Consider the following 26,958-nt stretch of genomic DNA (forward strand, 5'->3'; position numbering starts at 1 on the left):
CTATTCAACCGCTTGAGCTTCCACTACGCTATACGTGGAAGATTTCCCGCAGTGCTTCTACCCTTAAAACCAACCTATTGGTACGCGTTGCCAAGGGCGCACTGGTAGGGTGGGGGGAAGCGGCACCCAATCTGCGCTACGGCGAAACGCCGGAGCTGCTGCTCACGCAGTTTTACGCCCTGGAGCAAGCCGGGCTGGGCAAGGTAAAAGACCTGGACGACCTCACCGCCGTGCTCGATGCCGCCCAGCCAGCACACGCGCTGCGGTTTGCGCTAGAATCAGCATACGTGCATTTGCAAGCCCTGAGCGAAGGGAAAACGGTACCGCAACTGCTGCAGCTGCCGCCGCCTGCCCCGGTGGTGCCCACGGCATTTTCGTTGCCCATCATGGAGGTCGGCGCCGTAGCGTGTTTTGTGCGGGAGCAAGGCATGGTTCGTTTCCCACTGCTGAAAGTGAAGGTCGACCGCGAAAGCGGCGTGGAGCTGCTGCGTGAGATGACGCGCCTGCTGCCCGGCCACCCGCTCCTAGTAGATGGTAACGAAGCCTGGTCCGATGCCGATAGCCTGCTGCGCTTCACCGAAGCGGTGCAGCAGCTACCGGGCAGCAACGTGAAGCTACTGGAGCAGCCGCTGCCCGCGGCCTGCACCGACGACTACCGCTATCTGCACAACCGCAGCCCTTGGCCGCTTATCGCCGACGAATCGGTAACGGACTCCGCTGATTTTAACGACATCGCCCAGCAGTTCCATGTGCTCAACATGAAACTGATGAAGGCAGGGGGCTACCTGAATGGTCTCCGCTTGTTGCGCGAAGCACAAGCCCACGGCCTCGATACCATGATTGGCTGCATGGTGGAGACAACGTTGGGCATCTGGTCGGCAGTGCAGATCAGCTCACTAGCCAGCGTTTGCGACTTGGATGGGTTTCTCATCGTGCGCGACGAGGCATTTGGGCTGGTGCGGGAAGTGGAAGGCCACTTGGCGGCGCAATTGCAGTTGCCCCAGTTGCGTCTGAACTAGGTATACACCTGCGCTAAAAAAGACACCCGGCTTGAGTAGGGTTCAGGCCGGGTGTCTTTCTATCATTCAAAACGAACGTCTATTTTACTTGTCGGAGCTGCTCGTCCAAGGCCTTTATCTGGCCGTCGAGCTGGCTGGTATCGGTTGGTTTGGCGCTGCCTTGGCTCAGCAAGGATATTTTCTGGTTGAGCAACTGAATTTTTTGCGCCATCAGATCCACGCGGCGGTTGAGGTCGGCTAAGCGTTGGTCTACATCGGCGGTGCTCACGGTAGTGCCGCGGTCTACTACTTCGCCAAAACGGGCATCGGCTGGGGCCGTCTCGCCGCGAGCCGCGGCAGCACTCTGGGGCGTGGCGTACACGATGCTGCCGTCGGCCTTCACGTAGTCGCCTTCTTTGAGCGTGGTGATTTTGCCGCCGGGCAGCTCCACAATGCCGCTTTTCACGTTCACCTTAGTGCCGTTGGATAGGCGCACGTTCTGCGTGAGGCCGGAAGCTTGGGAGCCACGCCGGCGAACTACAGCTCCGTTTTGCATGACAAATTGGTCGTTGGGCTGCAGCTCTATCTGGGCATTTGCGGCATTATTCGTTTTGGCGGTGCCGGTGCGTGCCTGAGCTTGGGCATCAGGAGTCAGTAGCAATAAAGTACCAAACACAAAAAGGACGGATAGCTGTTTCATAGGGAAGATGGTCTGATTTATGCAGACAACGCTTCGCATACGGGAATGAGCAGAGGAAAGACTATCGAGGCATAATGAAAAAAAACACGGAACTGTGTTGCAACATATAATGTATGTACATATATTTGCATCATAATTGGTTCCCCGATGAAGATCGAAGAAGAAATTCAGCAGCGTGCCTTTAAGGATGCCTACCAGAAGGCCTATCTGAATATAGTCTTCACGGCAGGCTGGCTTCAGCAGCGCATGGCTGCCAAGCTCAAGCCTTATGGCCTTACGCTTCCTCAGTATAACGTTTTGCGCATTCTGCGTGGGCAGCATCCCAAGCCTGCCACCGTTAACCTGCTGATTGAGCGCATGCTGGACAAAACCAGCAACGCCTCGCGCATCGTGGATAAACTCGAAGCCAAAAGCTTGGTGACGCGCCAGATATGCCCCAGCAACCGCCGCGCCGTGGACATTCGCATCACCGAATCCGGCCTCGATTTGCTGTACCGTACCGATGATATAGTAAACGAGCAGGACATGAACGGCCTGCGCAAGCTTACCGCCGAAGAAGCCGCTCTGCTGAGCGACTTGCTCGATAAAATCCGCGACTGACGGCCGCATCAGTCAAACTCTCTCAGAACCCATTTTACTCTCATCATGAAAAAGTTAGTTCTTTCCCTGTTCGTAGCTGGTGCTCTGTTTGCTGCTCCGGCCCACGCTCAGAAATTCGGTGCCAAGAGCACCAACCCCGGCACCGCTAAGGCTGCCAGCAACGCCTACCAGGTACAGCCGCAGCTGAGCACTCTCGGCTGGGTAGGCAAGAAAGTAGGTGGTCAGCACAACGGCAGCGTAGCCTTGAAAGACGGCCAAATACAGGTGCGCGGCAATCAGGTAGTAGGTGGTACGTTCACCTTCGACATGAACGCCATCAAGGTTGACGACATCAAGGATGCCGATTACAACGGCAAACTGGTAGGTCACCTCAAGAACGATGACTTCTTCGGCTCGGAGAAGTACCCCACGGCTACCTTTGTCATCACCAACCTGAAGTCCATCAAGGCCGACGCCAATGGCAATAACGCCGAAGTGACGGGCAACCTGACCATCAAGGGCAAAACCCACAGCATCACCTTCCCGGCCAAAGTGGGCGTGAAAGACGGTGTGGCTGCTGCCTCAGGCACGGCTACGGTCGACCGCACCAAGTATGACGTGAAGTACGGCTCGACGCTGTTCGGCGCCGCGGCTGACAAAGCCATCGACGACAACTTCACGCTGAGCTTCAACGTGATTGCCAAGCAGCAGGCACAGTAATCGAGCTCGTCTCAGTCCGAACAAAAGCGAAACGGCCCTTCCCGCACAGTGCGGGAAGGGCCGTTTCGCTTTTGATTCAGCAGGGCAATTATAACCCCGATTGGCTACTGGTTTGAGGAAGCTAAACCTACTGGCCGCCGTTGCTGGTTGGGGCTGGCGCCGGCTGCGTTGGCACAGTCGAGGGCATGGGCGTAGCCGGCACGGTCTGAACGGCAGTGCCGTTACGCAACGTTAGGCGCAACGGAGCCACGTTCATTTCGCGCAAGCTGATGATGCCGTACACCGTTTCACCGGGGCGCAATACCTTGTTGGTCATTTCAAACGAAGCAAACTCATTGCGCATGTTGGTGTTGGCGGTGCCAGCGCCAATCATGTTGCCAGCAGCGATAAACGGGCCCGTGGGTATAAATGTACCTCCTGAGGTTTGGCCTGTCATAGGATTGTAAGTGCCACCCACACGGAAATTTAACAGCACATACAGAAGGTAAATGGCCACACCTTGCTTCATGTCGTTGGTGGCTTGCACCGCTGGCACGGGCATAACGGGTCGGTCGCCGAAATACAACTCCAGGTCGCGGGAGAAGTTGAGCTCAGTGGCCGTGTTGTTTTTGATGCGGACGGCAACGGTCTGGTAGCCGCGTTTACGCTCTTTTTTTGAATATTTCTTGTTAGCTCCGTTGGTAAGCAGGGCGCCGTAAGTGTAGCTGAATTCTACCGGAGCATTGGCAGCAGTGACCGACTGATAAGTAGCTATGCGAGCCGGACGGATGGGCGAGTAGCTGCCGGCACAGCTGCTAAGAGCTAGGGTCGAAGCAATTGTCAGAAAGCGGGTAGCGTTCAAGGACATAGATAGTGGAATGGTAGACAAGGAAATGGGAAAACCAACCTTCAAATTTATCCTGTCCGTTACCACACTACCATGTTATGTTTACAACATGTTGAATAATTTATAAAGAATATTAGTAGCCTTACCTAGTGTGGCAACTCCAGCTCCTGTGGCAGTGCGTAGCGCAGTTGCCGGTGCTTGTCGTGCGCCCGCAGCGTGGCTAGGGCCTCATCGATTTCAGGCTTGTATTCCAGCCATAGATCCTCGTGTAGCTTCGGAACAAGCTTAGCGGTGCGCAGCACGAGGCGCACTGTGGCTACATAGAACGTTTGGAAATAACCGTCGAAGAACTGGCGGTAGTCATCCAGCACCAAGCGTAGCGTGTATAGGTTCAACTCTACTTCCAGGCGCTTGTCTTTGGTGATGCGCTTGGCGCGAGCTATTTCCTTAGCGGCTTTGCCGAGGGCACGAGACAGGGCTCGGTTCATCACACGGCCATTGGCGTTTTGGAGCAAAGCTGTAATGCGCTCAGCATGCTCGTCCTGCACCGTACGCAGGTCCACTTCCGGCAGTATTTCATAGCGCAGCAAGTCGTAGAGCTCCGCGTCGCGGCGCACAGCCTTGAGCAGCAGGTCTTCTTTCTCTTTATCGGAAAGTTGCTTGAGGGCGCGCTTGAAATCAGTGGAAGGAGCGGGCATTTTCAATTATGAATTGATAATCAAAAAGTAAAAATAGGCAGGCGGATGTAGTTTCGTTTGTCATCCTGACGAAGGAAGGACCTTGCCACGCCAGAACAGAAGTTATTGTAACTACTCGTTCAGCGGTGATAAGGTCCTTCCTTCGTCAGGATGACAATTCCGAATTACTGCCCGCTGGCCCCGGCACCAGCGGCTGGCGCTTCCGGCTTCAGGTACATGTCCAGGTAGTTGGTAATTTTAGTGTAGAGGTGCACCCGGTCCTTGCCGCCTACGTTGTGCGGATGGCCGGGGTACATGAAGTAATCGAGCTGTACACCTTTGTCCACAGCGTTCTTCACGTAGTTGAGGCTGTGCTGCCACACCACCACATCGTCCACGGTGCCGTGAATCATTAGCAGCGGGGCCTTCAGGTTCTCGACGTAGTTCAGCAGGTTGGCCTTCTGGTAGCCCTCGGGGTTTTCTTGGGGCGTATCCATGTAGCGCTCGGTATACATCACTTCGTACAGGCGCCAGTCGATAACGGGGCCGCCGGCCACGCCTACTTTAAAGGTGCCTTGCGGCGCGCGGGTAAGCATGGTGGTGGTCATGAAGCCCCCGTAGCTCCAGCCGTGTACGCCAATGCGCGCCTGATCCACGTAGGGCAAGGACTTGAGGTAATCCACTCCTTTGAGCTGGTCGGCCATTTCCTGGGTGCCCAGCTGTCGGAAAGTGGCCTGCTCAAACGGCAAGCCGCGGTTGCCGGAGCCGCGTGAATCGACGGTAAACACTACGTAGCCTTTTTCGGCCATCATCTGCATCCAGAGGTTGCCGCCGCCCAGCCACGAGTCAGTCACGAGCTGCACGTGCGGGCCACCGTACACATAAATCACTGCCGGGTACTTCTTGGTGGGGTCGAAGTTAGGAGGAGTGATGAGGCGGGCATAGAGGTCCGTTTGTCCATCGGCCGCTTTGATTGGGAAGAGCTTGGTCTGCCCCAGGCTATAAGCTGTGAGCGGATTGGGTGCATTGAGCAGTTGCTGCTGGCTCTTGCCATCCTTAGTGCTGATGATGCTCACCACCCGCGGGGTAGTTTGGCTCGAGTACGAATCGAGCAACAGCTCGCCCGAGGGGCTTAGCGTGCCGGTGTGCGTGCCCGCGCCGGTCGTAAGCTTACGCGGCTTGCCGCCGTTGAGGCTCACGGAGTACAGCTGGCGCTGCAATGGACTGTCAGCATTGCTGGAGAAGTAAGCGGTTTTGCCTTTCGGATCGAAGCCCAGCAAATCAGCCACGAGCCAGGAGCCGCTGGTAAGCTGACGCAGCAGCTTGCCGCTGGTATTGTAGAGGTAAAGGTGGTTGTAGCCGTCGCGCTGGCTTTGCCAGATGAACTGATCGGGGCGGCCGGGCACGAAAGCCAGCGGGTGCTGCGGCTCCACGTACTCGTTGTCGGTTTCCTCAAACAGCGTCTTAACCAATGCGCCGGTACCGGCATCGTACTGACGCAGCCACATGTGGTTCTGCTCGCGGTTGAGCACAGCCACGTAGATGGATTTTTCGTCGGGGCTCCAGGAAACGTTGGTCAGGTACTGCTCTTTTGGCTCGCCGGTTTGTAGAAATACCGTTTTACCAGTGGCCACATCGTACACGCCCACAGTCACCTCGTGGCTTTTGTCGCCGGCCATGGGGTACCGGATAGGATCGGGCTTGGCGGGCACCGCGGCCACCGTCACCAGTGGGTATTCGGTCACCATGGACTGATCCATGCGGTAATAGGCCAGCTTGTTGCCCTTGGGGCTCCAGAAGGTGCCTTTGGTGATGCCAAACTCGGAGCGATGCGCCGCCTGCCCATTCACGATGGCCGGGTTGCTCTCGTTGGTTATGGCTACGTTTTCCTTGCCGGCGAGGCTGATAAACAGGTTTTGATCCTGCGTGAAGGCCACCCGCGACTTGGTGGGGTCGAAATCGACGTTGTCGGCGCCCGCGGCGTAAGCAAATAGCTTGGCAGCCTTGCCATCGGCAGTAGAATAGCGAAATACCTCGCGGCTGGGCATGGTCACCAGGAAGGCATCGGGACCGGTCCACTGCACAGCGGGGAAAGCCGATGCCTTAACGGCCGGAGCCCCTGCGGCTTGCAGCGCTTGGCTGAGCGACGCAAGCGACACCACCGGTTGCTGCTGACCGGTTGCACGGCCACGCACCAACTCGTCTTGCCCGTTTTGGGTGCGCACATAACTGAACTCATCTTTCGAGCCCGGAATCCAAGTGAGTTGCTTGAGCGAAGCGGGGTTGAGCGCCGGGTTGCGGAAGGCGTCTTCCACGGTGAGCATTTTCTGCTGGGCCTGCAGGGCCGTAGGGGCGCCGGCCAGCGTCAGTATCACCAGGGGCAGCGAGAGCCGCCGGAACGTCAGAGACATACGATAGAAAGAAGGAGTGGGGCAGTGCAACAAGGCCCGTAAATTACAGCGGAAACAACAGACGAGCGGCATCACAAATTCCGCTGCATCAGCAACTATCCCCCTTTGGGGCGTGTTATGCAGTATCCTTACCCCACTTCACAACCTACCACCTGAATCTGTACTTTTACGTCATGAATACAAAACCGCAGATTGCACACGACGAAGAGGTTCTGCTGCTGGAGGAGACCACCGACCTGCGCGACCTGATAGTCTACAACGACGACGTCAATACGTTCGACCACGTCATCAAAACGCTCATCGATGTATGCGGCCACGAGCCCATGCAAGCCGAGCAGTGCACGCTGCTGATTCATTATAAAGGTCAGTGCACCGTGCGCATCGGTGCCTACGAGGAGTTGGAGCCCATGTGCACCGCTATCCACGACCGCGGCATTTCGGCCGACGTTGTTTGAGCTTGTGCTGATGTGATTGAATGTGGCAAATGTGCTGATGCTTGGAACGCTCCAGCGGTGCATTTCCTCCGTCGGCACGTTAGCACGTCTGATCTTATTTGCACATTAGTTCTGAATGGAATTTCCCTCGAAACTCATCGAAAACGCCGTTGGCGAGTTGTCGAAGCTGCCCGGAATCGGGCGCAAGACGGCGCTGCGCCTGGCGTTGCACTTGCTGAAAGCCGAAACCGAAACGACCAGTTCTCTGGCCGAGGCGCTGGCCAAAATGCGCTTCGACATCCGTTACTGCAACACCTGCTTTAATATCTCCGATACGGAGCAGTGCTCCATCTGTGCCAACCCTCTGCGCGACCACAGCACGCTGTGCGTGGTATCGGACATCCGCGACGTTATTGCTATTGAAAACACGGGCCAGTACCAGGGCGTGTACCACGTGCTGGGCGGCGTCATCTCGCCCATCGAAGGCATCGGCCCAGCCGATCTGCACATTGAGCCGCTCGTGGACCGCATGAAAGGGGATGAGAGCGAGGTAAAAGAAGTTATCCTAGCCATCAGCCCTACAATGGAAGGCGACACCACAGCCTTTTACCTTACACGCCGCCTGCGCGAGTTTCCGGAGGTGCACATCAGCAGTATTGCCCGCGGTATTCCGGTGGGCGGTGAACTGGAGTATGCCGACGAAATCACGCTGGGACGCTCGATTGTGGAGCGGCAGCGGCAGGCGCGGTAAAGAGCCTCTTTCTGGGGCTATAGCCTCGAAAAGAGCGAAAGCCAGTAACTACAGCGGGGCCGCCGAACTTAGGTTCGGCGGCCCCGCTTGATTTAAGGCGGGGTAATTTGCTTCCATCGCGGATGGGCAGCGTTGCAGGTGCCGGTTTCCTTTTGCCTGGGCTTCTGAGGTACTTGTTATTCCTTTGTGAAGGGGCGAGGTAATAAGGTGGCGTGATACTCCAATTCCGTAACTTTCGCGGCCCACACCCGCCCCGCCGTGCCCGCGCCCGTCAAGCTTTCCGTCGTCATCGTTAACTACAACGTCTGCTACTTTCTAGAGCAGACGCTGCTATCGGTGCGGCGGGCAGCTCGGAAAATGGCTCAGCCGGTGGAGGTGTTTGTGGTCGACAACAATTCCGTGGACCGCTCGGTGTTCATGGTGCGGCAGCGCTTCCCGGAAGTAATCCTGATCGAGAACAAGGATAACCCGGGCTTCTCGAAGGCCAACAACCAAGCCCTTCGGCGCGCGACCGGCGAGTACGTGCTTCTGCTCAATCCCGATACGGTGGTGGAAGAAGACACCTTCCACTTGTGCTGCGAGTTCATGGACACGCACCCGGAGGGCGGCGGCTTGGGCGTGAAAATGCTGGATGGCCAGGGGAAGTTTCTGCCCGAGAGCAAACGGGGTTTGCCCACACCGTGGGTGGCGTTTTACAAGATATTCGGCTTGGCCGCGCTGTTTCCGAAGTCGCGTACTTTTGGTCGTTACCACCTTGGGTTTCTCGATAAGGACCAGACGCACGAAGTGGAAGTGCTGAGTGGCGCCTTTATGCTGATGCGCCGCAAGGCCCTGGAGCACGTGGGCCTGCTCGACGAAGACTATTTCATGTACGGTGAGGACATCGACCTTTCGTACCGGCTGATGCAGGGCGGTTGGAAGAATTACTACTTCGCCGATACTCAAATCATTCACTACAAAGGCGAAAGCACCAAGCGCACATCGGTGAACTACGTGTTCGTGTTCTACCGTGCCATGGTCATATTTGCCCGCAAGCATTTTGCGCCGGAGCGGGCGGGTACGTTTTCGCTGCTGATCAATTTCGCCATCTGGTTTCGGGCCGGCGTGGCGGTGGCGCGGCGCTTTTGGGACCAAGCCTGGCCCATCCTGCTCGATGCCCTGATCATCTTCGTGGGCATGTACTTCCTCAAGACGTACTGGGAGCGAAACCACAAGTTTGTGCCCACGCCATACCCCGTGCAATACATGCTGGTGGCCGTGCCGGCGTACATCATTATCTGGCTGAGCTCGGCTTACCTCAGCGGTGCTTACGACGAACCAGCCAAAACCTCGCGCATTGCGCGCGGCGTGTTTTTCGGGACCATCATCATTTCGGCCGTGTCCAATTATTTGGATGCCTGGCGTTTCTCCAAGGCCCTCATCGTGTTGGGGGGCGTATGGGCCGTGGCGGCCATGGTCGGGCGGCGCATCGCGCAGCACTTGGTTCAGTACCGTGACCTGCGCTTGTCGGAGCGGCGACAGAAGAACATCGCCATCGTGGGTTCGGAGGTGGAAAGTCGCCGGGTGCGCCAGCTGCTCGAGGCTGCGGGCGTTCAGGCGCGCATCATCGGCTTCGTCAGTTCCGCCGACGACAGCTCCGCCCCAGATGCCCCCGACGACCTGCTAGGGTCTCTGCGCCAGCTCGATGAGGTACTGCGCATTTACGCCATCGATGAGCTGATCTTCTGCGGCAAAGACCTTTCAGCCCGCCAGATAATGGGCCGCATGGTACAGCTGCAGCACACGCACAAGGATGTGGCATTCAAGATTTTGCCCGAAGACAGCGAGTACATTATCGGCTCTTCGTCCAAGGACTCGCCCGGTGACTATTACGCCCTTGATATCGAGCTGAATCTTTACAAACCCCAGCAGCGCCGTGCCAAACGGCTGGTAGATATTCTGCTGAGTCTTGGCTTACTGATTGTGGCCCCCATCTTATTCTGGCTACAGCGCCAAGCCGGCGGCTTTCTGCGCAATTCCGTACGTGTGCTACTCGGCCGGCGTACCTGGGTGGGGCTGCGGTACATGGCCCCTCGTCGCGGCACGCCCAGTGCCGTGCTTTCGCCCGCCGATGGCGCTGCCGACGCTTCCTTGCCGCTTAGTGACGCCACGAGGCGCCGCTTAGAGTTGCTTTATGCCCGTGATTACTCGCCCGCCGACGACGTGCGGCTGGTGCTGCGCAACCTGCGCGGGCTGGGGCAGGAATAGCCCAACGACGCTGAATTAGCCTTACCTTTTAGAAACCGAACGCTCGTTCGCCACGAGGCTGCCGATCTGCGTACCTTTGTAGTCTTTCCCCATCTCCCATTCTCCTACCCCAGCTTCCCACATTCCCCTATGTCTACCGCTGACGTTATGCTTGCTCCCTCGTACCTGTCCGACCGCATCAACGCGCTACAGGAGTCTCAGACCATCGGCATGGCCAAAAAAGCCCGGGAGCTGGCAGCCCAGGGGGTAGATGTCATCAGCCTGAGTTTTGGCGAGCCGGACTTCCAGACGCCGCAATACATTAAGGATGCGGCCAAGCAGGCCATTCAGGACGGTTATACCTTCTACACCCCTGTCCCTGGCTACCCCGAGTTGCGTCAGGCCATCGTGGAGAAGTTTAAGCGCGACAACCAGCTCGACTACAAGCCCGAAAACATTGTGGTAAGCACCGGCGCCAAGCAGAGCATTGCCAATGCGGTACTGAGCCTGGTAAACCCCGGCGACGAGGTAATCATCTTCTCGCCTTACTGGGTAAGCTATGAGGAGATAGTGAAGCTGTCGGAAGGCACACCAGTCAATCTCGTGGGCACGCTCGAGAACGATTACAAAGTGACGGCCGCGCAACTGGCCGAGGCCATCACGCCGCGCACCAAGCTCATCATGTACTCCTCGCCCTGCAACCCCACCGGGTCGGTGTTTTCGCGTGAAGAGTTGGCGGCCATTGCCGAGGTAGTGGCCCGCCACCCGCAGGTGTTCGTTATTGCCGATGAGATTTACGAGTATATCAACTTCGTAGGGGAGCACGTGAGCCTGGCGCAGTTTGACGAGGTAAAAGACCAGGTAATCACCATCAATGGCTTCTCGAAGGGCTACGCCATGACAGGCTGGCGCATTGGTTACCTAGCGGCTCGTAAGGAAGTGGCTGCTGCCTGCGAGAAGATGCAGAGCCAGATTACTTCCGGAACCTGCTCCATTGCCCAGCGCGCCGCCTTGGCCGCTCTGCAAGGAGGTCGCAGCTCTGCCGATGAGATGGTGGATGCCTACCGCCGCCGCCGCGACCTGGTGCTCGATATTGTGAAAGACATTCCGGGCATGAAGACGCCCACGCCCAGCGGAGCATTTTACGTTTTCCCGGAGGTGTCGTCGTTTTTTGGCAAGACCACGCCCGATGGCCAGGTTATCGAAAACGCCTGCGACCTAGCCATCTACCTGCTCAACGACGGCCACGTGGCCACGGTAGACGGTGGCGCCTTCGGGGCGCCGCAGTGCCTCCGGATGAGTACCGCTGCCGCCGATGAAAAGCTGCAGGAAGCGTTCCGCCGCATCAAGGTCAGTCTGGCTAAGCTTCAGTAAACGGCCTTACGCCGTTTCTGGCAGCCGCTTTCCCACCCGGAAAGCGGCTTTTTTTGTTAAACTGCCTGCTCATCTGTTCTCGATAGCCGCTATGAGCCAACCTACCGCAGCACCGCTACTCGATGAGCACCTACGCTATCCGGTTGGGCGCGTGGTGCTGCCCGAAACCCCGCTCACTTCCGCCGAGCGCCTTACATACATCCAGCAGATTGCCGATCTGTCGCCCCAGTTGACGGCTGCGGGCAAAGCGGCCGGTGGCGTGCGGCTGGAGCAACCCTACCGGCCCGGTGGCTGGAATGGGCGGCAAGTCATTCACCACTTGGCGGATGCCCACCTGCACAACTATCTGCGCTTCCACCTAGCCTTAACCGAAGACCATCCTACCATTCCGGCGTGGAACCCTAATAGCTGGATAGAGCTGCCTGATGTGGCTGCCACGCCCGTAACCGTGTCGCTGGGCATTCTGGAGCACGTGCACGCCCGTTGGGTAGTACTTCTTCACCACCTAACCGAAGCTGATTGGCAGCGCACTTTTTACCATCCGGTGTTCGACCGCGTGTACACGCTGGAGCAGGCACTGGTGCAATACGCCTGGCACGGCCGGCACCACCTGGGACATCTGCAACTGCTCGGGGAGCAGCAAATGGGAAGCGCGAGGTAGTAATGCCTTGAGCGAAATAGGCACCGAAGTGCGTTTTGAACAGCGCGGCTTGACTGCGGCTTTAACTGCCCACGAAGCGACATACCGCGTCCATATGCAGTCCTTTGAAAGTATGGGGGCGGCCTGTTCTGCGCCGTAGCCGGTTCACAAGTTATCTTTGCCGCTTCATTTGCTTCTCCGCTTGCCAATGCCTGCTGCCGCGCCGTCGTCACCTGCCACGCTTACTGATCTTTTTACTGCCTTCAGCGACCTGACCGTACTCATCGTGGGCGATGTGATGGTGGACGCCTACGTGTGGGGCAAAGCTGGCCGCCTCTCGCCCGAAGCCCCAGTGCCCATTGTGAATGTGACGCGTACCGAGCAGCGCCTCGGCGGCGCCGCCAACGTGGCCCTGAACGTGCAAGCCATGGGCGCTACGCCGTTGCTCTGCGCCGTAATCGGCGATGATGCGGGCGGCGACCAGATGCTGCGCCTGATGCACGAGCGTCAGCTACCGGCTGATGGCCTCGTGCGCAGCGCCGAGCGCCCCACTACGGTTAAGCAGCGCATTCTGGCCCAAGGGCAGCATCTGCTTCGTATCGACTCCGAAGTAGAAACTGACCTTTCCACTACGGAAGACGCTGGCCTTTCGGAAGCCTACGAGCAACTACTTGACCGCGCCGATGTGGTCATCTTCGAGGATTACGACAAGGGAGTGCTCAATGCTGAGCGCATTGCTCGTTTCATTGCCCTGGCCCGCACAAAAGGTGTTCCAACGGTAGTTGACCCGAAGAAGCGCAACTTCTTGGCCTATCAAGGTTGCACGCTTTTTAAGCCCAACTTGAAAGAACTACGTGAAGGCCTCAAGCTGGAGTTTGCCGACGGTGACAACGCCGGACTGGAAAACGCCGTGAATGTGCTGCGTCAACACCTCGCACCCGAAATGGTGCTGGTGACTCTGTCCGAGCGCGGCGTCTTCTGCGACGCACCCAGCGGCCCGGTGTACCTGCCAGCCCACGTGCGCGCCATTTCGGACGTATCTGGCGCCGGTGACACGGTTATCAGCATAGCGGCGCTGTGCGTGGCACTGGGCACTAGCCCGACCACGATGGCAGCACTCGCCAACTTGGGTGGGGGTTTGGTGTGCGAGCAGGTAGGAGTGGTGCCGGTGGAGAAAGCAAGGCTATTGGAAGAGGCTGAAGCAGCAGAGGTGCTGTAGAGGCCTGACCTCTCTGGCTTTTTACCTTCTCAACGAGCTACGTCAAGGAGATAGAAAGCCAGCCATCAGCAACGACAGCGGGGCCGCCGAACTCACGTTCGGCGGCCCCGCTAGCTTTTAAAGTCAAAGCATGCGTAGGGCTGAAGCAGGGGCGCAGGTGCAGCAATCGTTGCACGGAAAAATGCTGACGCCTCGCTGCCCTTTGCAAGGGAAGGGGCCTTACGCCAGATCTTGGCGCATACGCAGGCTATGCTCCTTCACCGTCTCCACGAACACGCGCACGCGGTCGGGGTTGGTGTCGGGGTACACGCCGTGGCCGAGATTGGCAATGTGGCGCTGCGGGCCAAACTGCTCCAGCATGGCGATGGTGGCGGCGCGCACCTGCTCCGGCGAGCCATAAAGGGCACAGGGGTCTAGGTTACCTTGCAGCGTTTTGTCGCCGACGAGCTGGCGGACAACCTGCGGGTTCTCATTCCAGTCCAGTCCGATGGTGCGGCAGGGCATCTGGGCAAAGTCCTGGTGGGCAAAGAAGGCACCCTTGGCAAACACCGTCACGGGCACGTTGGCGGGCATGGCGGCGCAGATTTCGCCAATGTAGCTGGCCGAAAACTCGTGGTAGTGTTGCGGATTCAAGATGCCGGCCCACGAGTCAAACACCTGCAGCATGTTGGCGCCGGCTTCTACCTGAGCCTGCAAGTAAGCAATGGTGGTATCGGTGATTTTGCGCAGCAGGCGGTGCGCTAGTTCCGGGTCTTGGAACAGCATGCGGCGGGCCTTGCTGAAGGTTTTAGAGCCGTGGCCTTCCACCATGTAGGCTAGGATAGTCCACGGAGCACCGGCAAAACCGATGAGCGGTACCCGTCCGTTCAGGGCCTTTTTGGTGACGCGCAGCGCATCGAGCACGTAGCCCAGGTGTTCGTGCGGATCGGCCACACGCAACCGGTCTACATCAGCCGCTGATTTTACTGTTTCGGGAAACAACGGGCCGCGGGCTTCTACCATTTCGTAGGTCAGGCCCATGGCTTCGGGCACCACCAGAATATCGGAAAAGATGATGGCCGCGTCGACATCCAGCGCGTCGATGGGCTGAATAGTGACTTCGGCGGCTAGATCCGGCGTCTCAACCAATTCCTTGAACCCGCTCAGGCGGCCGCGCAGCGCGCGGTATTCGGGCAAGATGCGGCCGGCTTGGCGCATCAGCCAGACGGGCGTACGTTCGGTTTGTTCGCCGCGGGCGGCGCGCAGGATCAGGTCGTTCTTCAGCATGAGCAGCAGTGTGGGCCGCAAAGGTACAGCCCGAAGTGCTTTCAAGCAGAATGACACTTGTCATTCTGTACAATTCGGAGTCAGGAGCCAGCTTGCAAGCACTACACTTCCTTGGCAGATTGCGCCACTACTCTTGGCAGCAGGCAGCTACCCCTGAAACAGCGCCTTGATGGCCGACATGATGAAATTTACGCCCAGGGCTAGGGTGATAAAACCCATGATGCGCGCCAGCGCGGCCATGCCCGGCCGGCCCAGGAAGCGCGTCAGTCGCAGCGAGAAGAGCAGGATGAGGTAACTGGCGGCCGCTACCAGCACAAAGCCCAGGAAAATCAGGGCCATGTCGGGGTAGCTTAGCTTTTCAGTGAACAGGCCGATACATACGGCAATGGAGCCCGGGCCCGAAAGCATGGGCATGGCCAGGGGCGTAAACGAAATGTCGTCCTTATGCATGCTTTCTTCCAGCGCGGCTTGGCCGACTCGGTCGCGGTTGCCGCCTGGCGTGAGCAAGTCAAAGGCTGAGCGCATCAGCAGAATGCCCCCCGCAATGCGCAAGTGGTGAATGTTGATGCCGAAAAAATTGAGCACGTACTGCCCCGCAAAGAATGACACCGACAGCACCCCCACCATGTAAATGCACGCCCGAAGGGCCGTAGCGGTGCGCTGATGGCCAGTTTCTGCTTCGGTTAGTGTCAGGAATACCGGCATGGCTCCGAAGGGATTCACGACGGAGAAAAGAGTAGTGAAGGTGGCAATCAGTATTTCCATACCAGCGGAGCAAAAGCGCACTAAAGGTAGGCGAGAAGCGCATACAGAACCGGGCAAAGTCTGAGGGTGGCGCCCGTGGAGTGCTATGCGGCTGCAAATACGGAGCTCCGACATATCAGCGTCGTCGTCTTACTAGCTGCCGTGTTGTTGCACGCAAGCCATTAGCTGATAGGTGGTTATATTGATACTTGCAAACGATTGAATAGCCCGGTTAACGCCGGGCTTCTGCAATTTTTGTGGGCCTCGCAACTTAGTTTTCGAGGTGTAGTACAAAGCTCAACCGCTCCCCTCTGCCTTTCCCGTGCTAACCTTAGTTGCAACCGTATTTATGCGCCTGCTCGACGTCCTGGTGGCGCTGCTAGGCGTGGCCGCCCTTGGGGCGACGCTCCTGCCGTTGTTTCGGCGGGAAACGTGGTGGATTCGCATGTTTGATTTTCCGCGGCTTCAAGTGGTCGGACTGGCGGCCGTGGCGCTAACGGGTGGCCTCCTGCTCGACTTTTGGCACGTCAACTGGGAAGGTAAAGCGCTACTGCTCGCATTGGCAGCGGCCATCATTTACCAGCTGGCGCGCATTCTGCCCTACACGCAGTTTATGCCCAAAAAAGCACTCAACAGTACCCGGCCCGCCGCCGATAACGACCACCACCTGAGCCTGCTGGTGACCAATGTGCTAATGACCAACCGCGACGCCTCGCGTTGCCTCGGTGTCATCCGCAACTGCAATCCCGACATCATCCTGGCCGTCGAGACCGACGAGTGGTGGCTGGAACAGCTGCGGAGCCTGGAAAAAGATTATCCCCACACGGCCTATGCGCCGCTGCCCAATACCTACGGCATGCTAGTGTTTTCGCGCCTGCCGCTGCTCAATCCCGAAATCAAGTTCTTGATCGACGACGACATTCCCTCGTTTCACAGCTTGATTGAAATGCCTAATGGGTTGAGGGTGCGTATGTACGGACTGCACCCCAAGCCACCGGCGCCGCAGGAATCCAAAACCAGCACCAAGCGCGACGCCGAGCTGTTGCTGGTAGGCCACGAAATCGAAGACCACGACGGGCCTACCATAGTGGCCGGCGACATGAACGACGTGGCCTGGTCGCACACGTCCGAGCTATTCCGCCGCATCAGCCGTCTGCTTGATCCGCGTATGGGCCGCGGCCTGCTGCCCACGTTCCACGCCGACCACCGACTGCTGCGTTGGCCTTTGGACCACGTGTTTCATTCCGGGCATTTTAAAGTAGCCGCCATTGAGCGCCTGCCGCACATCGGCTCCGACCATTTCCCAATTTTCATTCGCCTCAGCTACGAGCCCCACGCCAAGATGGAGCACCTAGCTAATATGGAGCGCCCCGACGAAAGCGACTTTGAAGAGGCAGCCGAGAAAATTAAAAAGGGTTTTGAGGAGGAAAACGAGCAGGAAAACGCCGAGGCCAAAGGCCAGTCCAAGCCAATCCCCATAGAGCTACAACGGCCAATAAAACCGGATTAGCGCAGATTCATAACAAGGAAGTGGCCTCACTCTCGGCTTTCCCATCAGGGGAAGAGCCGAAAGTGAGGCCACTAATGTGAAGGTGAAATGCACCTTCACTCAGCACCAGTAAGTTAGTCCACCACTACGCGCTGCGCGGCGGGAGCCTGATTGGGAGTTTCCACGATGAGTAGATAAGTACCCTTGGCCAAGCCCGAGGTAAGTACCGTAGTGCCAGCGCCGCTGAAACGGCGGGTGCTTACGGTGCGGCCCAGCATGTCGCGAAGCGTTACGGTGCCCGCGGCCACAGCCTTGCTAAGCAACACATTCAGCTGAGCCTGCTGCGTAGCAGGGTTAGGCCATACGGTGAATTGCAGCGCTGAGGCAGTGGGGGTAGTAGCCGTAACGGAGCCAGCCCGGCCCAATACCAGTGCGAATCGGCTTGGAACGGTACCTGCCTGTGCCAAAACAAAGGCATAAGTCGGTTGCTGCCGCAAATCGGTGTAGGTGTTCAGGTCAGCATCGTGCAGCAATACTTCCTGCATCGGAGCAAAGCCCGCCAATGTGGCCGCGCTCAGGCGGAAGCTTCCACTGGCCGCCGCGTGCAGCACAAGTGGGATACGCGTGGCTGCGTTCGAGGCTGCTATCAGGGGCAGGCCGTTGATGGTCAGCGGTTCGGCGCCTGGCATTTGCGTGGCCAGACTTACCGCTGCGCCGGGATTCGGAAGCTTGGCGGCATCGAAGTGCACATCGGTGCCGGTAGTGGTGGCACCGGCTTGCAGGTATACCACGGCTTCATCGGTAGCGCCACCGTTGGAGGCCGTTAGGCGTAGGTGCAGCTGCGGCCGCGTATCCGTGGTCGTGCCACGCAGGAAAGCCGGGTCTTGGTAGCTGCTGAGGCGGAAAGCGTTCTGGAAGGTGAAGCCATCGGGCACTGGCTGCATAGCCCGAATAAAGAAGCCCTGCATAGCCGGCAGTACGCCCGAGAAACCACCAACGCCAATACCATTGACGAACGCCCGGTAGGTGCCTCCGTACTGGCCAGTGGGCTCATAAACGTAAATGGCATTGGCCAGGCCGGTTGGCAAGGCGCCCGGCGTGTTGGTCACGCGGGCCCAGTCCAGCGGGGCGGGGTAGGGGTTGCCCAGCAAATGCCAGCCCGATTCGGTGGTAGCCCCGCGGCTGAGTGAACCAGTGTTGAGCGCGCCCGAATTGAGCTGACCGCGCATGTCTACTACCGCGCTGGCGGCTATGTTTATGGTATAGCCACGGGTGGGCGTCAGCGCATCAGCCGTAGTACCGGGGCTGCGCCAGCCAGTATCGAAGCCGGAGAAGCCGGTCGTGAGGCGTCCCTCTTCATAGTCGAACACCGTGGGGAACTGAGCAACGGGCAGTTGCGGCGTGGGCAAGGCGTTATAAGCAGCATTGACCAGCGGCGAATATTGCCCGGCCACAGCCAGATCAGCTACGGTAGTATTGCCTACTGGGGCGGCGTAGTGGTGGTAGCCCGGGCCGGCGTAATTGGTAGCGCTGATATAGCGTTGTACCACGGCCATACCACTGCCGGTATTGAGCACCCTGCCTGCTCCCGCATTGACTACCAAGGCTGTACCGGCGGCTGATGATGGCAGCGTCAAATCGAAGGAGCCCAGTGTAAGGTCTCCGACATTCAGGGTGAGCACCTGGCGCACTGTCAGGGGCTGCGACAGGCCCACGGCAGCAGTATTTGTGCTGCTCAGATTCAGTACCGAAGTTGGTAGGCCCGAGCCGGTGACCTGCGCGGTGGTGCCATCGTACACGTAGCTCGCATCGGGGCTGAACGAACGGGCCCCGCTTACCTGGATGCTACCCGTGGTGCCGGTTGTGCTGATACCTTGTGCATTACAGATATGGAGCGTAGCCCCGGCAGCCAGGCTGAAGGAGCCGGCGCCCGAAAGCACCTGGCAGCCGTCATCGAAAGTACCGCCAGTTTGCACAGTGAAGGTGCCGGCCACTGACGTAGCGCCGGTAAGCGCAGCCGAGCCGGTACCAGTCACGGTAATGTTGTTGTAAGCACCAGCAGGAATAGTGGCAGTAGTTGAAACCACCAGATCCTGCAGGGGCGCAGGCGAGACGGTGAAGGCCAACCCGTTGGTGGTGCCGTTTGGCGTAGTCACTGTCACGTTGCCGGTAGTGGCACCGGTGGGCACCGTGGCTGTGATAGTCGAGGACGAGTTTACTGTAAAGCTGGTGGCAGCAGTGCCATTGAAGCTCACTGCTGTTGCTCCCGTCAGATTGCTGCCCGTGAGGGTTACGGTAGCACCTACCAAGCCACTGCCCGGACTGATGGAGGTTAGTGCGGGAATAACCTGCGTGGTAAAGGACTGGGTGGCGGCGGTGGAAGTAGCGCCGCCGGCGCAGTTGCCCACGATGTTTACCGTGTAGTTGGTACCCGGCGTGAGCCCCGTCAGCGTGGCTGGGGAGGCGGTGACGGTTTGCGTGCTGCTGGCCGGCGTGGTCGTCACGGTGTAGCCCGTGGCCGTGGCGCTGGGCGTGAAGCCCACCGTGGCCGAGGTCTGCGTGATGCTGCCCACACTCAGGTTGGAAGGGGCATTGCAGGCGGCAGGGGCCGTGATGGTGAAGTTGGTGTTCGAAATGTCGAAGAAGTAGTTATCGGCTGCCTCCACCATGATGCGGGCCGAAGAGGTGGTCACGCTGGGCACCGTAATGCTTTGGGAGCCGTCGTTGGGCGTGCCGCTCACCAAAGTGGTGGGGTAAGTCAGCCCGCCATCGGTGGAAAGCAAGATATTGACCGTGGCGCAGTTCACGCCATTGGCTGTGGTGCCGGCCACGTCCCAGGTCACGGATTGGGTGGAGCCACCCGTCCAGTTCACGGCGGTGTTAGGGGCCGTCACCACGAACGGTCCAGCCGCGCTGGTGACGTTCAGGTTCACATCCACGCTGTGATTCACCCCGCCAATGACGCCGGCCGGGCCGTTGTGCTGGTCGCGGGCCGTGCAGCGGAATTTCATGGTGCGCGTCACCGTAGGCAGCCGCTCGCTGCTGCTGGCCGTGTTGTTGATCAGGTTGCTCAGCCGCGGGAAATACCGCATTGGGGAGGTGCTCGGCGACAAAGAGCGGAACAGCGGTACGTTGGAGCCGGCCACCTGCGCAGTGGCAAGTGTGGCGAAAGGTCCCGGGTCCATTTGCTCCCAAGAGTACGTCAGGGCGTCATTTTCCCCATCGGTGGCATTGGCCGTCAGGCGGAAGGGAGTACTGATGGGCAGCGTTTTGGAGCCCGTCACGCTTACTACCGGAGCAGTATTGCCAGTGGCCGTGGTGGTAGCGCAGGTCGTGGTGGCAATAAAGGCCTGCATTTCCTGAAAGGAGCCAGCATGGAAGTAGGCGTCGGAAAAGCTCTGGGTGTTATCGGCGCCACAGATACCGGCATAGGCCATGATGCTAGTGCCCGAGCCCGGCTCGAAGGCGGTGGCTGTGTTGCCATTGCCGGAGCAGGAGCCCGTGGGGCTGTTGAAGGTGTGGTTACCGCCGAACTGGTGCCCGATTTCGTGAGCCACGTAGTCGATGTCGTACGCGTCACCAACGGGGCTGTTGGTACCGGTTTCGCCGCGGGCCTTGTTGCCAGCGCGGCACACCACGCCCAGGCCCGCCAATCCGCCGCCCGCTGTGCTGAACACGTGGCCGATGTCGTAGTTGGCACTGCCGATAACGGCGTCGATATTGGCCTGATTCTGTGAGAGCAGCGCCGATGAGCTGTTATTGGTGTAAGGGTCAGTAGTAGCGTTGGTGTAGATCAGCTGGTTGTTGTTGGCTACCAGCACCAAGCGCACGGCTAATTCCTTTTCGTACACACCTACCACGCGGTTGATGCTCGTCACCACGGCGGCCAGTCCACTGGCTACCGTGCCGCCGTGAAAAGTGGTGTATTCGCCTGTAGTGGCTACGGCCAATCGGTAAGTGCGTAGCGTAGAGCCAGCCGAAACCTGTGTCCGTTGCTGACCGTTGCTGGCCAGCCGTTGGCGGGCCTCCGTCAGTTCGGCTGGCGTGGGCTTGAATTCGCATATTGGCACCGCGCCAGCCGCCGTGCGATTCATGTCGCGGCGGTAAAAGCTTAGGTAATGGTGCGTGTCGGTGCGTGAGGCCGGGTCCACGTAAATCGTGCCCGTGGTGGGCGACAGAATCTGGGCGTGGAAGCCTTGCGGCGTCATATCCAAGCGTACGGTAGCCGTTGGGTCATCCACGCCCACACCCCGGTACGTTTTAATCTGCGGAAACTGCGCGGCCAGCGCCGGGGCCATTACGGCCGTTTCTACCAAGGCAAATCGCCCGGTGCTGCCGTCGGGCAGAGGCAGTGCCAGTACTAAGGGTGCGGCACCGGCACGGGCCTCCGGTGGAGCGGCTGCCAGCGCAGTCCGTAGCCCGTTGGCATCCAGCGTCAGCGAACGGCTGTGCAGTAGCGTTGCGCCCAACGGGGAGCGGACCGCTGTGGCATCATCGCGAAAATAAGGCGCGGCGGCGCGGTTTTGTGCCTGCACACCATGGCTGGGCCAGCTGCCAAGTGCCAGGCTGCACGCTGCAGCCAGCACTCGGTAGTAGAGGTTTCTCATATGATAAACTTGAGGGGGAGGATTCTTAAATAAAGGCTGAAAGATAAAGACTTATGAATATTCGTTTGGCTTTATATGTTTAAGCATTGGATTATTTATTTACCGGGCTTGGTGCCGAAGTTTACCCCAAATGCTTGGGGCACGTCGTAGTTGCATGCAAGCAGAATAAAACCAACCTACAGCAGCATGGGAATGCTTAGCTGGGTGGCTGGTGAATTGGAAGGTATTTACCAGCGGCAAAAGGTCCTTGGCAAAGCCGGCTTTACTCGGCATACAGAAAAGCCATTTGCCGGGTATTCACCCATTCGGGCACGCGCCGCATCACGGCGTTGCGCAGGCTTACCAGCAGCGGGCTCTGCCATTGTGCCACCTTGCCCAGCTGCCACGACTGATTGACAATGCGCGTGGTGCGCGGCCGGCGGCGCTGGTCGAAAAGCCGGAAGGCGGCCGTTACATCGGGTTGTTCTTGCAGGCAGCGCGCCAGCATGGCGGCATCTTCCACGGCCTGCCCGGCGCCCTGGCCCATGTTGGGAGTGGTGGCGTGGGCTGCATCACCTAGCAGCAGCACCCGGTCGTAGGCAAACTGCCGAATGGGTTTCAGGTCAATGATGTCTCCCCAGATGACCTGCTCGTTGGAGGTGAGGGCCAGCAGTTCGGGAATGGGTGAGTGAAAATCGGAAAAGTGGCGCTGCAAGTCAGCCAAGCTTAGGCTTCGAAGCTGCGGGTCCTGGGGCTTGTCGCTGTTCAGGCAAGCAAACCAGTACACCTGCCCATTGCCCAGCGGCACCATGCCAAAGCGACCAGCCGCTCCCCACGACTCGGTGCTACGCCCGGCCGGCAGGTTCAGCGACGAGCCATCGATGACGCCACGCCAGCAGGTATAGCCCGCAAAGCGCGGCTGCGACCCGGGCAGCAGTTGCTGGCGCACCCGCGAGCGAATGCCATCGGCCCCGATCAGGGCATCGGCCGTTGCTTGGCTGCCGTCAGCGAAGTACGCCGTAACCTGTTGCCCGCGCGGCTCGAATCGCTCCAGGACTTTGCCTAGGTGTAAGGTGCCTTCCGCCAGATGCTCCAGCAAAACCCGTTGCAGGCTAGCGCGGTGAATGGCCAGGTTATCGTAGCCGAGGCGGCTGGTAAAGGGACGTGTGTCTACTTCATTAAGTACGCGGCCGCGCTGGTCGAGCAAGTTGACGCTGGTAACCGCAAAACCCGCTGCGTGTACTGCTGCGTGCACGCCCACGCGGTCGAGGGCCCGCATGGCATTGGCACCCAGTACTACGCCTGCTCCTATTTCGCGCAGTTCCGCTGCTGCTTCAAACACCTGTACGGTGTGGCCTTGTTGCTGCAGTGCCAGCGCCGTGGCCAAGCCGCCGATACCGCCGCCAATAATTAAGAATGTCATGAGTAATTGGTTGAGCTGCGCGCTGCTGCCTGCTTATGCAGGGCTTGGCCAGCAATACTTCGGCAACTTAGCCGCTGCTGGCCGGATGCGTGCCACATAATGATGTGATGCCTATTGCTTAGGCTGGCTCTGCGGGCTAAATTGAGAATGTAGGGAGCGTGAAGCGGCTCAAATTGGGAAGGCAGAAATTGAACTTAAGCCTCAGAGTTGCCCGTTGGGGCCGATGAACAGGGCTTGTTTACGCTTCCGAATATGACTATTTTATTTACTGCTTGGGTTGTTGGATTAACCGGCCTGTGGGCAACTCCTCCCGACAATATCTCGGCCTTCAAACCCGAATTACTCCCCGTCAAAGCGGCCCGTACTGCCGCCTTTGTGCCTACCGGCTGGCTGTTGGAGCGCCAAGTAGCCGGTGACCTCAACGGCGACAATCGCCCCGACCCGGTGTTGATGCTGATTGAGCGCCCATCTCCCACGGCACCGGAAGCCCAGCGCGAGCGGGCCTTGGTAGTGTTACTAGCCGACAACACCGGCCAGTTGCGCCGCGTGGCAGCTTCCAGCGGGGTGCTGTACTGCACCGGCTGCTTCGAGTCGGCCCGGGATGCCAGCGGAGCGCCGCAGGTCACCATCTCCAAAGGTGTGCTGAGCATTCGTCATATCTCCGGCAATAACCAGACGCTGGAACTCACCCAGCGTTTTCGCTTCGAGCCGGCCGACAACCGCATGCGCTTCATCAGCGAAGACCAGTCGCGCAGTGAGCGGGGAACAATCAACACTACGCTCCGGCGCACCGATTACCTCTCCGGCCAGCAGCAAACCGAGCGCATTTACGCCGACCCCAACGATAAAAGCGGGACGCGCCAGCTTACCTCGCGGAATAGCGCCAAGGTGCCCACGGCGCCTCGCTACTTGGAGGATGTTCGCGTGAGCGAGGCCAGCAAGTAAGAAGCAAAAAGGTCAGGAGTGACCCTGGCCTTTTTGTAGCTATCAACCCATTTTAAGCGCAAAAGAGGCTGGGGCATGACTTGCAAAATTTATATTTGCAGTCCTTCTCATCTCGTCTCGTGCGTATCGCCCAAATTTTACTTCAATTTTTCCTGTTTGCGCTGATCCTGCCCGGGACGCTGCTTGCCCAGTCCGTCGGTAGCGGTATCGATGCCCAGCAATTACCCGCTACAGCCCGCCAGCCAGCCGCCTTCGTGCCCAAAGGCTGGAAGGTGGAGCAGGAGCTTTCGGCCGACCTCAACGCCGATAAGCTGCCAGATCGAACCATGGTGCTCATCGAGCAAAACGCTGCCGGCCAAGTGCCCGCTGATGCGCGCCGGAGCTTGCTGGTGCTACTAGCTGCCGCCGATGGGCAATGGCAGCGCGTGGCGGCCGCGCCGCAGGTGCTACTGTGCAAGAGCTGCTTCGGATTGCTGGATGGAGCGCCGAAGTTGAGCATCAAACAAGGTGTCCTGCTGGTACAACAGGATGCCGGCGCCCGCTACGCCATCTTCCGCACCCAGCGTTTCCGCTACGAGCCCGAAACCAAGCGCCTGCGCTTCATCGGAGAGGAACGCCGCGTGCTAGACCGCACCGACGGCGAGCGGCAAACGGTGTACAGCACCAATCTGCTCACCGCCCGCCAAACCATCAAAGTGCTCAACCCTGGCATGTCCGACGAGCAAGCCAAACTGCTCAACCGCCAGCGCATCCTAATGCTCGGGCCGCTGTACTTGGAAGACGTCAACAACCAGGAGGACGAAGCCGACAGCTTGCCGTGGCTGCCCAGCAGCTACGATGATTATCAGTAACCGCTGAATAGCAGGAAAATAAAAAAGGCCGGGAGCAGCCCCGGCCTTTTTCACCACAGTTCGTGGCTGGCAAGCATTACTTCTTGCCGTCCACCTCTTCGTAATCTACGTCGGTCACGTTGTCGTGGCTGGCGCCTTGCGGTTGCTGGCCGTTGCCGCCGGGCTGTCCGCCCTGGAAGCCGCTGCCGTCGCCTCCGGGGTAGCCCTGGGGCTGTCCTTCAGCGCCGCCCTGGGCGTACATCTCCTGCGAAGCCGTCTGCCAAGCAGCGTTGATAGCGGCCATGGCCGAATCCACGCGGGCTACGTCCTTGCTTTCGTGCGCGCTGCGCAGCTCGGTCAGGGCCGATTCGATGGCCGATTTATTGCCGGCGCTCAGCTTGTCGCCGTACTCTTTCAGCTGCTTCTCCGTCTGGAAGATCATCGAGTCAGCCTGATTCAGCTTGTCGATCCGCTCCCGCTCGGCCTTGTCGGCATCGGCGTTGGCCTGAGCTTCCTGGCGCATCCGCTCGATATCAGCGTCCGACAGACCTGACGAAGCTTCGATGCGAATCTTCTGCTCCTTGCCAGTGCCTTTGTCCTTGGCTGTCACGTGCAGGATACCGTTGGCGTCGATGTCGAAGGTTACTTCGATCTGCGGAACGCCGCGGGGTGCCGGCGGAATGTCGCTCAGGTGGAAGCGGCCGATGGTGCGGTTCTGCGAAGCCATCGGACGTTCGCCCTGCAGTACGTGAATCTCTACCGAAGGCTGGTTGTCCGAAGCCGTCGAGAAGGTTTCCGATTTCTTGGTCGGGATGGTCGTGTTCGACTCGATGAGCTTGGTCATCACGCCGCCCATCGTCTCGATGCCGAGGCTCAGCGGAGTCACGTCGAGCAGCAGCACGTCTTTCACCTCGCCGGTAAGTACACCGCCCTGGATGGCTGCGCCCACGGCTACTACCTCGTCGGGGTTCACACCCTTCGAAGGCTTCTTGCCAAAGAACTTCTCCACTTCTTCCTGGATGCGCGGAATGCGGGTGGAGCCACCTACCAGGATTACATCGTTGATGTCGGAAGCAGACAAGCCAGCATCTTGCAGGGCCTTGCGCACCGGCTCCATCGAGCGACGGATCAGCGAATCGGCCAGCTGCTCAAACTTGGCGCGGCTGATCTTTACCACCAAGTGCTTCGGGCCGGTGGCCGTGGCAGTGATGTAGGGCAGGTTTACTTCCGTTTCGGTCGACGAGGAAAGCTCAATCTTGGCTTTCTCAGCGGCTTCCTTCAAACGCTGCAAAGCCATGGCGTCTTTGCGCAGGTCCATGCCTTCGTTTTCCGAGGCAAACTGATCGGCCAGGAAGTTGATGATAACCTGATCGAAGTCGTCGCCGCCGAGGTGGGTGTCACCGTTGGTGCTCAGTACTTCGAACACGCCGTTGTCGAGCTCGAGGATGGAAATATCAAACGTACCACCGCCGAGGTCATACACGGCTACTTTGTGGTTCGAGTGGTCTTTGTCGAGGCCGTAGGCCAGGGCAGCAGCCGTGGGCTCGTTGATGATGCGCTTTACATCGAGGCCCGCAATGGCACCGGCTTCCTTGGTAGCCTGACGCTGGGCGTCGTTGAAGTAAGCCGGCACGGTGATAACCGCTTCGGTTACGGGCTGACCGAGGTAGTCTTCGGCGGTTTGCTTCATTTTCTGAAGCACCATTGCCGAAATCTCCTGCGGGGTGTATTGACGGTCGCCAATCTTAACGCCTACGGTGTTGTTGGAACCACGCTCGAGCGAGTAGGCTACGTGCTTGGTTTCTTCGGTCACCTCGTCGAAACGACGGCCCATGAAGCGCTTGATCGACGCAATCGTATTATGCGGGTTGGTAATAGCCTGGCGTTTGGCAGGGTCGCCTACCTTACGTTCGCCTTTGCCATTATCGAGAAAGGCCACAATCGACGGCGTCGTACGGCGGCCTTCGCTATTCGGAATTACAACGGGCTCGTTGCCTTCCATTACGGCCACGCACGAGTTGGTCGTGCCGAGGTCAATACCGATAATCTTTCCCATTGGTATGGATGAGTAGAGTGAAGGTGTCTTAGTCCTGAAAACCACTCGACTGAGTGGCTGCCGG

General features: G+C 58.8%; 21 protein-coding genes. 12 read left to right on the forward strand and 9 right to left on the reverse strand.

From position 1 onward, the window contains the following. Nucleotides 1-77: 77 nt before the first annotated feature. Nucleotides 78-1,019, forward strand: a complete 942-nt coding sequence (locus AC5FXY_RS08035) for an enolase C-terminal domain-like protein (protein WP_493556140.1) — start codon at nt 78-80, stop codon at nt 1,017-1,019. Between the two features lie 79 nt (nt 1,020-1,098). Here the strand turns inward: AC5FXY_RS08035 and AC5FXY_RS08040 are convergent, their stop codons facing one another. Then, complete coding sequence (locus AC5FXY_RS08040; protein ID WP_493556141.1) at nt 1,099-1,698, reverse strand: DUF6799 domain-containing protein; 600 nt, start codon at nt 1,696-1,698, stop codon at nt 1,099-1,101. Between the two features lie 147 nt (nt 1,699-1,845). Here AC5FXY_RS08040 and AC5FXY_RS08045 point away from each other — a divergent pair, with 147 nt between their 5' ends. Together AC5FXY_RS08045 and AC5FXY_RS08050 are read left to right on the forward strand one after the other, a co-directional pair. Continuing rightward, nucleotides 1,846-2,298 (forward strand): MarR family winged helix-turn-helix transcriptional regulator, encoded by a 453-nt coding sequence (locus AC5FXY_RS08045; protein WP_493556142.1) that lies wholly within the window; start codon nt 1,846-1,848, stop codon nt 2,296-2,298. A 45-nt stretch (nt 2,299-2,343) separates the two neighbouring features. After that, nucleotides 2,344-2,997, forward strand: coding sequence for a YceI family protein (locus tag AC5FXY_RS08050; protein ID WP_493556143.1), 654 nt, complete (start codon nt 2,344-2,346; stop codon nt 2,995-2,997). A gap of 127 nt (nt 2,998-3,124) precedes the next feature. Here the strand turns inward: AC5FXY_RS08050 and AC5FXY_RS08055 are convergent, their stop codons facing one another. From AC5FXY_RS08055 to AC5FXY_RS08065, 3 genes are all read right to left on the reverse strand, one after another. Continuing rightward, a complete protein-coding gene (locus AC5FXY_RS08055; RefSeq protein ID WP_493556144.1) occupies nt 3,125-3,844 on the reverse strand; it encodes a hypothetical protein in 720 nt (239 codons plus the stop codon). 125 nt (nt 3,845-3,969) lie between these two features. After that, nucleotides 3,970-4,521: a hypothetical protein gene (locus AC5FXY_RS08060; protein WP_493556145.1), complete on the reverse strand. Its 552-nt coding sequence runs from the start codon at nt 4,519-4,521 to the stop codon at nt 3,970-3,972. A 164-nt stretch (nt 4,522-4,685) separates the two neighbouring features. Beyond that, nucleotides 4,686-6,911: a S9 family peptidase gene (locus AC5FXY_RS08065; protein ID WP_493556146.1), complete on the reverse strand. Its 2,226-nt coding sequence runs from the start codon at nt 6,909-6,911 to the stop codon at nt 4,686-4,688. 173 nt (nt 6,912-7,084) lie between these two features. On the opposite strand from AC5FXY_RS08065, the gene AC5FXY_RS08070 reads away from it, so the two are divergent. From AC5FXY_RS08070 to AC5FXY_RS08095, 6 genes are all read left to right on the forward strand, one after another. After that, on the forward strand, nt 7,085-7,366 hold the full coding sequence (locus tag AC5FXY_RS08070) for an ATP-dependent Clp protease adaptor ClpS (RefSeq protein WP_493556147.1): 282 nt from the start codon (nt 7,085-7,087) through the stop codon (nt 7,364-7,366). A 115-nt stretch (nt 7,367-7,481) separates the two neighbouring features. Then, complete coding sequence (gene recR / locus AC5FXY_RS08075) at nt 7,482-8,096, forward strand: recombination mediator RecR (RefSeq protein ID WP_493556148.1); 615 nt, start codon at nt 7,482-7,484, stop codon at nt 8,094-8,096. A gap of 258 nt (nt 8,097-8,354) precedes the next feature. Next, nucleotides 8,355-10,343, forward strand: coding sequence for a glycosyltransferase (locus AC5FXY_RS08080; protein ID WP_493556149.1), 1,989 nt, complete (start codon nt 8,355-8,357; stop codon nt 10,341-10,343). A gap of 129 nt (nt 10,344-10,472) precedes the next feature. Beyond that, nucleotides 10,473-11,696: a pyridoxal phosphate-dependent aminotransferase gene (locus tag AC5FXY_RS08085; protein ID WP_493556150.1), complete on the forward strand. Its 1,224-nt coding sequence runs from the start codon at nt 10,473-10,475 to the stop codon at nt 11,694-11,696. A gap of 91 nt (nt 11,697-11,787) precedes the next feature. Then, complete coding sequence (locus AC5FXY_RS08090) at nt 11,788-12,357, forward strand: YfiT family bacillithiol transferase (protein WP_493556151.1); 570 nt, start codon at nt 11,788-11,790, stop codon at nt 12,355-12,357. 187 nt (nt 12,358-12,544) lie between these two features. Next, a complete protein-coding gene (locus tag AC5FXY_RS08095; protein WP_493556152.1) occupies nt 12,545-13,555 on the forward strand; it encodes a bifunctional heptose 7-phosphate kinase/heptose 1-phosphate adenyltransferase in 1,011 nt (336 codons plus the stop codon). A gap of 219 nt (nt 13,556-13,774) precedes the next feature. On the opposite strand, the gene hemE is transcribed toward AC5FXY_RS08095, so the two are convergent. Both hemE and AC5FXY_RS08105 read right to left on the reverse strand, forming a co-directional pair. Beyond that, nucleotides 13,775-14,821 carry a uroporphyrinogen decarboxylase gene (gene hemE, locus AC5FXY_RS08100; protein ID WP_493556153.1) on the reverse strand — a complete coding sequence of 349 codons (1,047 nt, stop codon included), beginning with the start codon at nt 14,819-14,821 and terminating at the stop codon, nt 13,775-13,777. A 147-nt stretch (nt 14,822-14,968) separates the two neighbouring features. Further along, entirely contained in the window at nt 14,969-15,586 is a 618-nt protein-coding gene (locus AC5FXY_RS08105; RefSeq protein WP_493556154.1) for a MarC family protein, read from the reverse strand. A 301-nt stretch (nt 15,587-15,887) separates the two neighbouring features. Between AC5FXY_RS08105 and AC5FXY_RS08110 the strand changes: the two genes are divergently transcribed. Then, entirely contained in the window at nt 15,888-17,075 is a 1,188-nt protein-coding gene (locus AC5FXY_RS08110) for an endonuclease/exonuclease/phosphatase family protein (RefSeq protein ID WP_493556155.1), read from the forward strand. Between the two features lie 113 nt (nt 17,076-17,188). Here the strand turns inward: AC5FXY_RS08110 and AC5FXY_RS08115 are convergent, their stop codons facing one another. Both AC5FXY_RS08115 and AC5FXY_RS08120 read right to left on the reverse strand, forming a co-directional pair. Next, nucleotides 17,189-21,661 (reverse strand): reprolysin-like metallopeptidase, encoded by a 4,473-nt coding sequence (locus AC5FXY_RS08115; RefSeq protein ID WP_493556156.1) that lies wholly within the window; start codon nt 21,659-21,661, stop codon nt 17,189-17,191. A 262-nt stretch (nt 21,662-21,923) separates the two neighbouring features. After that, on the reverse strand, nt 21,924-23,063 hold the full coding sequence (locus tag AC5FXY_RS08120) for an FAD-dependent monooxygenase (protein ID WP_493556157.1): 1,140 nt from the start codon (nt 23,061-23,063) through the stop codon (nt 21,924-21,926). A gap of 252 nt (nt 23,064-23,315) precedes the next feature. On the opposite strand from AC5FXY_RS08120, the gene AC5FXY_RS08125 reads away from it, so the two are divergent. Both AC5FXY_RS08125 and AC5FXY_RS08130 read left to right on the forward strand, forming a co-directional pair. Then, entirely contained in the window at nt 23,316-24,008 is a 693-nt protein-coding gene (locus tag AC5FXY_RS08125; RefSeq protein ID WP_493556158.1) for a hypothetical protein, read from the forward strand. A 119-nt stretch (nt 24,009-24,127) separates the two neighbouring features. Next, nucleotides 24,128-24,859, forward strand: coding sequence for a hypothetical protein (locus AC5FXY_RS08130; protein WP_493556159.1), 732 nt, complete (start codon nt 24,128-24,130; stop codon nt 24,857-24,859). A gap of 76 nt (nt 24,860-24,935) precedes the next feature. On the opposite strand, the gene dnaK is transcribed toward AC5FXY_RS08130, so the two are convergent. Further along, nucleotides 24,936-26,894 carry a molecular chaperone DnaK gene (gene dnaK, locus AC5FXY_RS08135; protein WP_493556160.1) on the reverse strand — a complete coding sequence of 653 codons (1,959 nt, stop codon included), beginning with the start codon at nt 26,892-26,894 and terminating at the stop codon, nt 24,936-24,938. Nucleotides 26,895-26,958: the final 64 nt, after the last annotated feature.

This window comes from Hymenobacter sp. FMD4, assembly GCF_058932745.1.

Bases quoted from the DNA above. Each gene is read 5' to 3' on its own strand.
- AC5FXY_RS08070 (WP_493556147.1), top strand. From the start codon at position 7,085: ATGAATACAAAACCGCAGATTGCACACGACGAAGAGGTTCTGCTGCTG.
- dnaK (WP_493556160.1), bottom strand. From the start codon at position 26,894: ATGGGAAAGATTATCGGTATTGACCTCGGCACGACCAACTCGTGCGTG.
- AC5FXY_RS08120 (WP_493556157.1), bottom strand. From the start codon at position 23,063: ATGACATTCTTAATTATTGGCGGCGGTATCGGCGGCTTGGCCACGGCG.
- AC5FXY_RS08060 (WP_493556145.1), bottom strand. From the start codon at position 4,521: ATGCCCGCTCCTTCCACTGATTTCAAGCGCGCCCTCAAGCAACTTTCC.
- AC5FXY_RS08045 (WP_493556142.1), top strand. From the start codon at position 1,846: ATGAAGATCGAAGAAGAAATTCAGCAGCGTGCCTTTAAGGATGCCTAC.
- AC5FXY_RS08040 (WP_493556141.1), bottom strand. From the start codon at position 1,698: ATGAAACAGCTATCCGTCCTTTTTGTGTTTGGTACTTTATTGCTACTG.
- AC5FXY_RS08125 (WP_493556158.1), top strand. From the start codon at position 23,316: ATGACTATTTTATTTACTGCTTGGGTTGTTGGATTAACCGGCCTGTGG.
- AC5FXY_RS08085 (WP_493556150.1), top strand. From the start codon at position 10,473: ATGTCTACCGCTGACGTTATGCTTGCTCCCTCGTACCTGTCCGACCGC.
- AC5FXY_RS08050 (WP_493556143.1), top strand. From the start codon at position 2,344: ATGAAAAAGTTAGTTCTTTCCCTGTTCGTAGCTGGTGCTCTGTTTGCT.
- hemE (WP_493556153.1), bottom strand. From the start codon at position 14,821: ATGCTGAAGAACGACCTGATCCTGCGCGCCGCCCGCGGCGAACAAACC.
- recR (WP_493556148.1), top strand. From the start codon at position 7,482: ATGGAATTTCCCTCGAAACTCATCGAAAACGCCGTTGGCGAGTTGTCG.
- AC5FXY_RS08065 (WP_493556146.1), bottom strand. From the start codon at position 6,911: ATGTCTCTGACGTTCCGGCGGCTCTCGCTGCCCCTGGTGATACTGACG.
- AC5FXY_RS08095 (WP_493556152.1), top strand. From the start codon at position 12,545: ATGCCTGCTGCCGCGCCGTCGTCACCTGCCACGCTTACTGATCTTTTT.
- AC5FXY_RS08055 (WP_493556144.1), bottom strand. From the start codon at position 3,844: ATGTCCTTGAACGCTACCCGCTTTCTGACAATTGCTTCGACCCTAGCT.
- AC5FXY_RS08115 (WP_493556156.1), bottom strand. From the start codon at position 21,661: ATGAGAAACCTCTACTACCGAGTGCTGGCTGCAGCGTGCAGCCTGGCA.
- AC5FXY_RS08090 (WP_493556151.1), top strand. From the start codon at position 11,788: ATGAGCCAACCTACCGCAGCACCGCTACTCGATGAGCACCTACGCTAT.
- AC5FXY_RS08105 (WP_493556154.1), bottom strand. From the start codon at position 15,586: ATGGAAATACTGATTGCCACCTTCACTACTCTTTTCTCCGTCGTGAAT.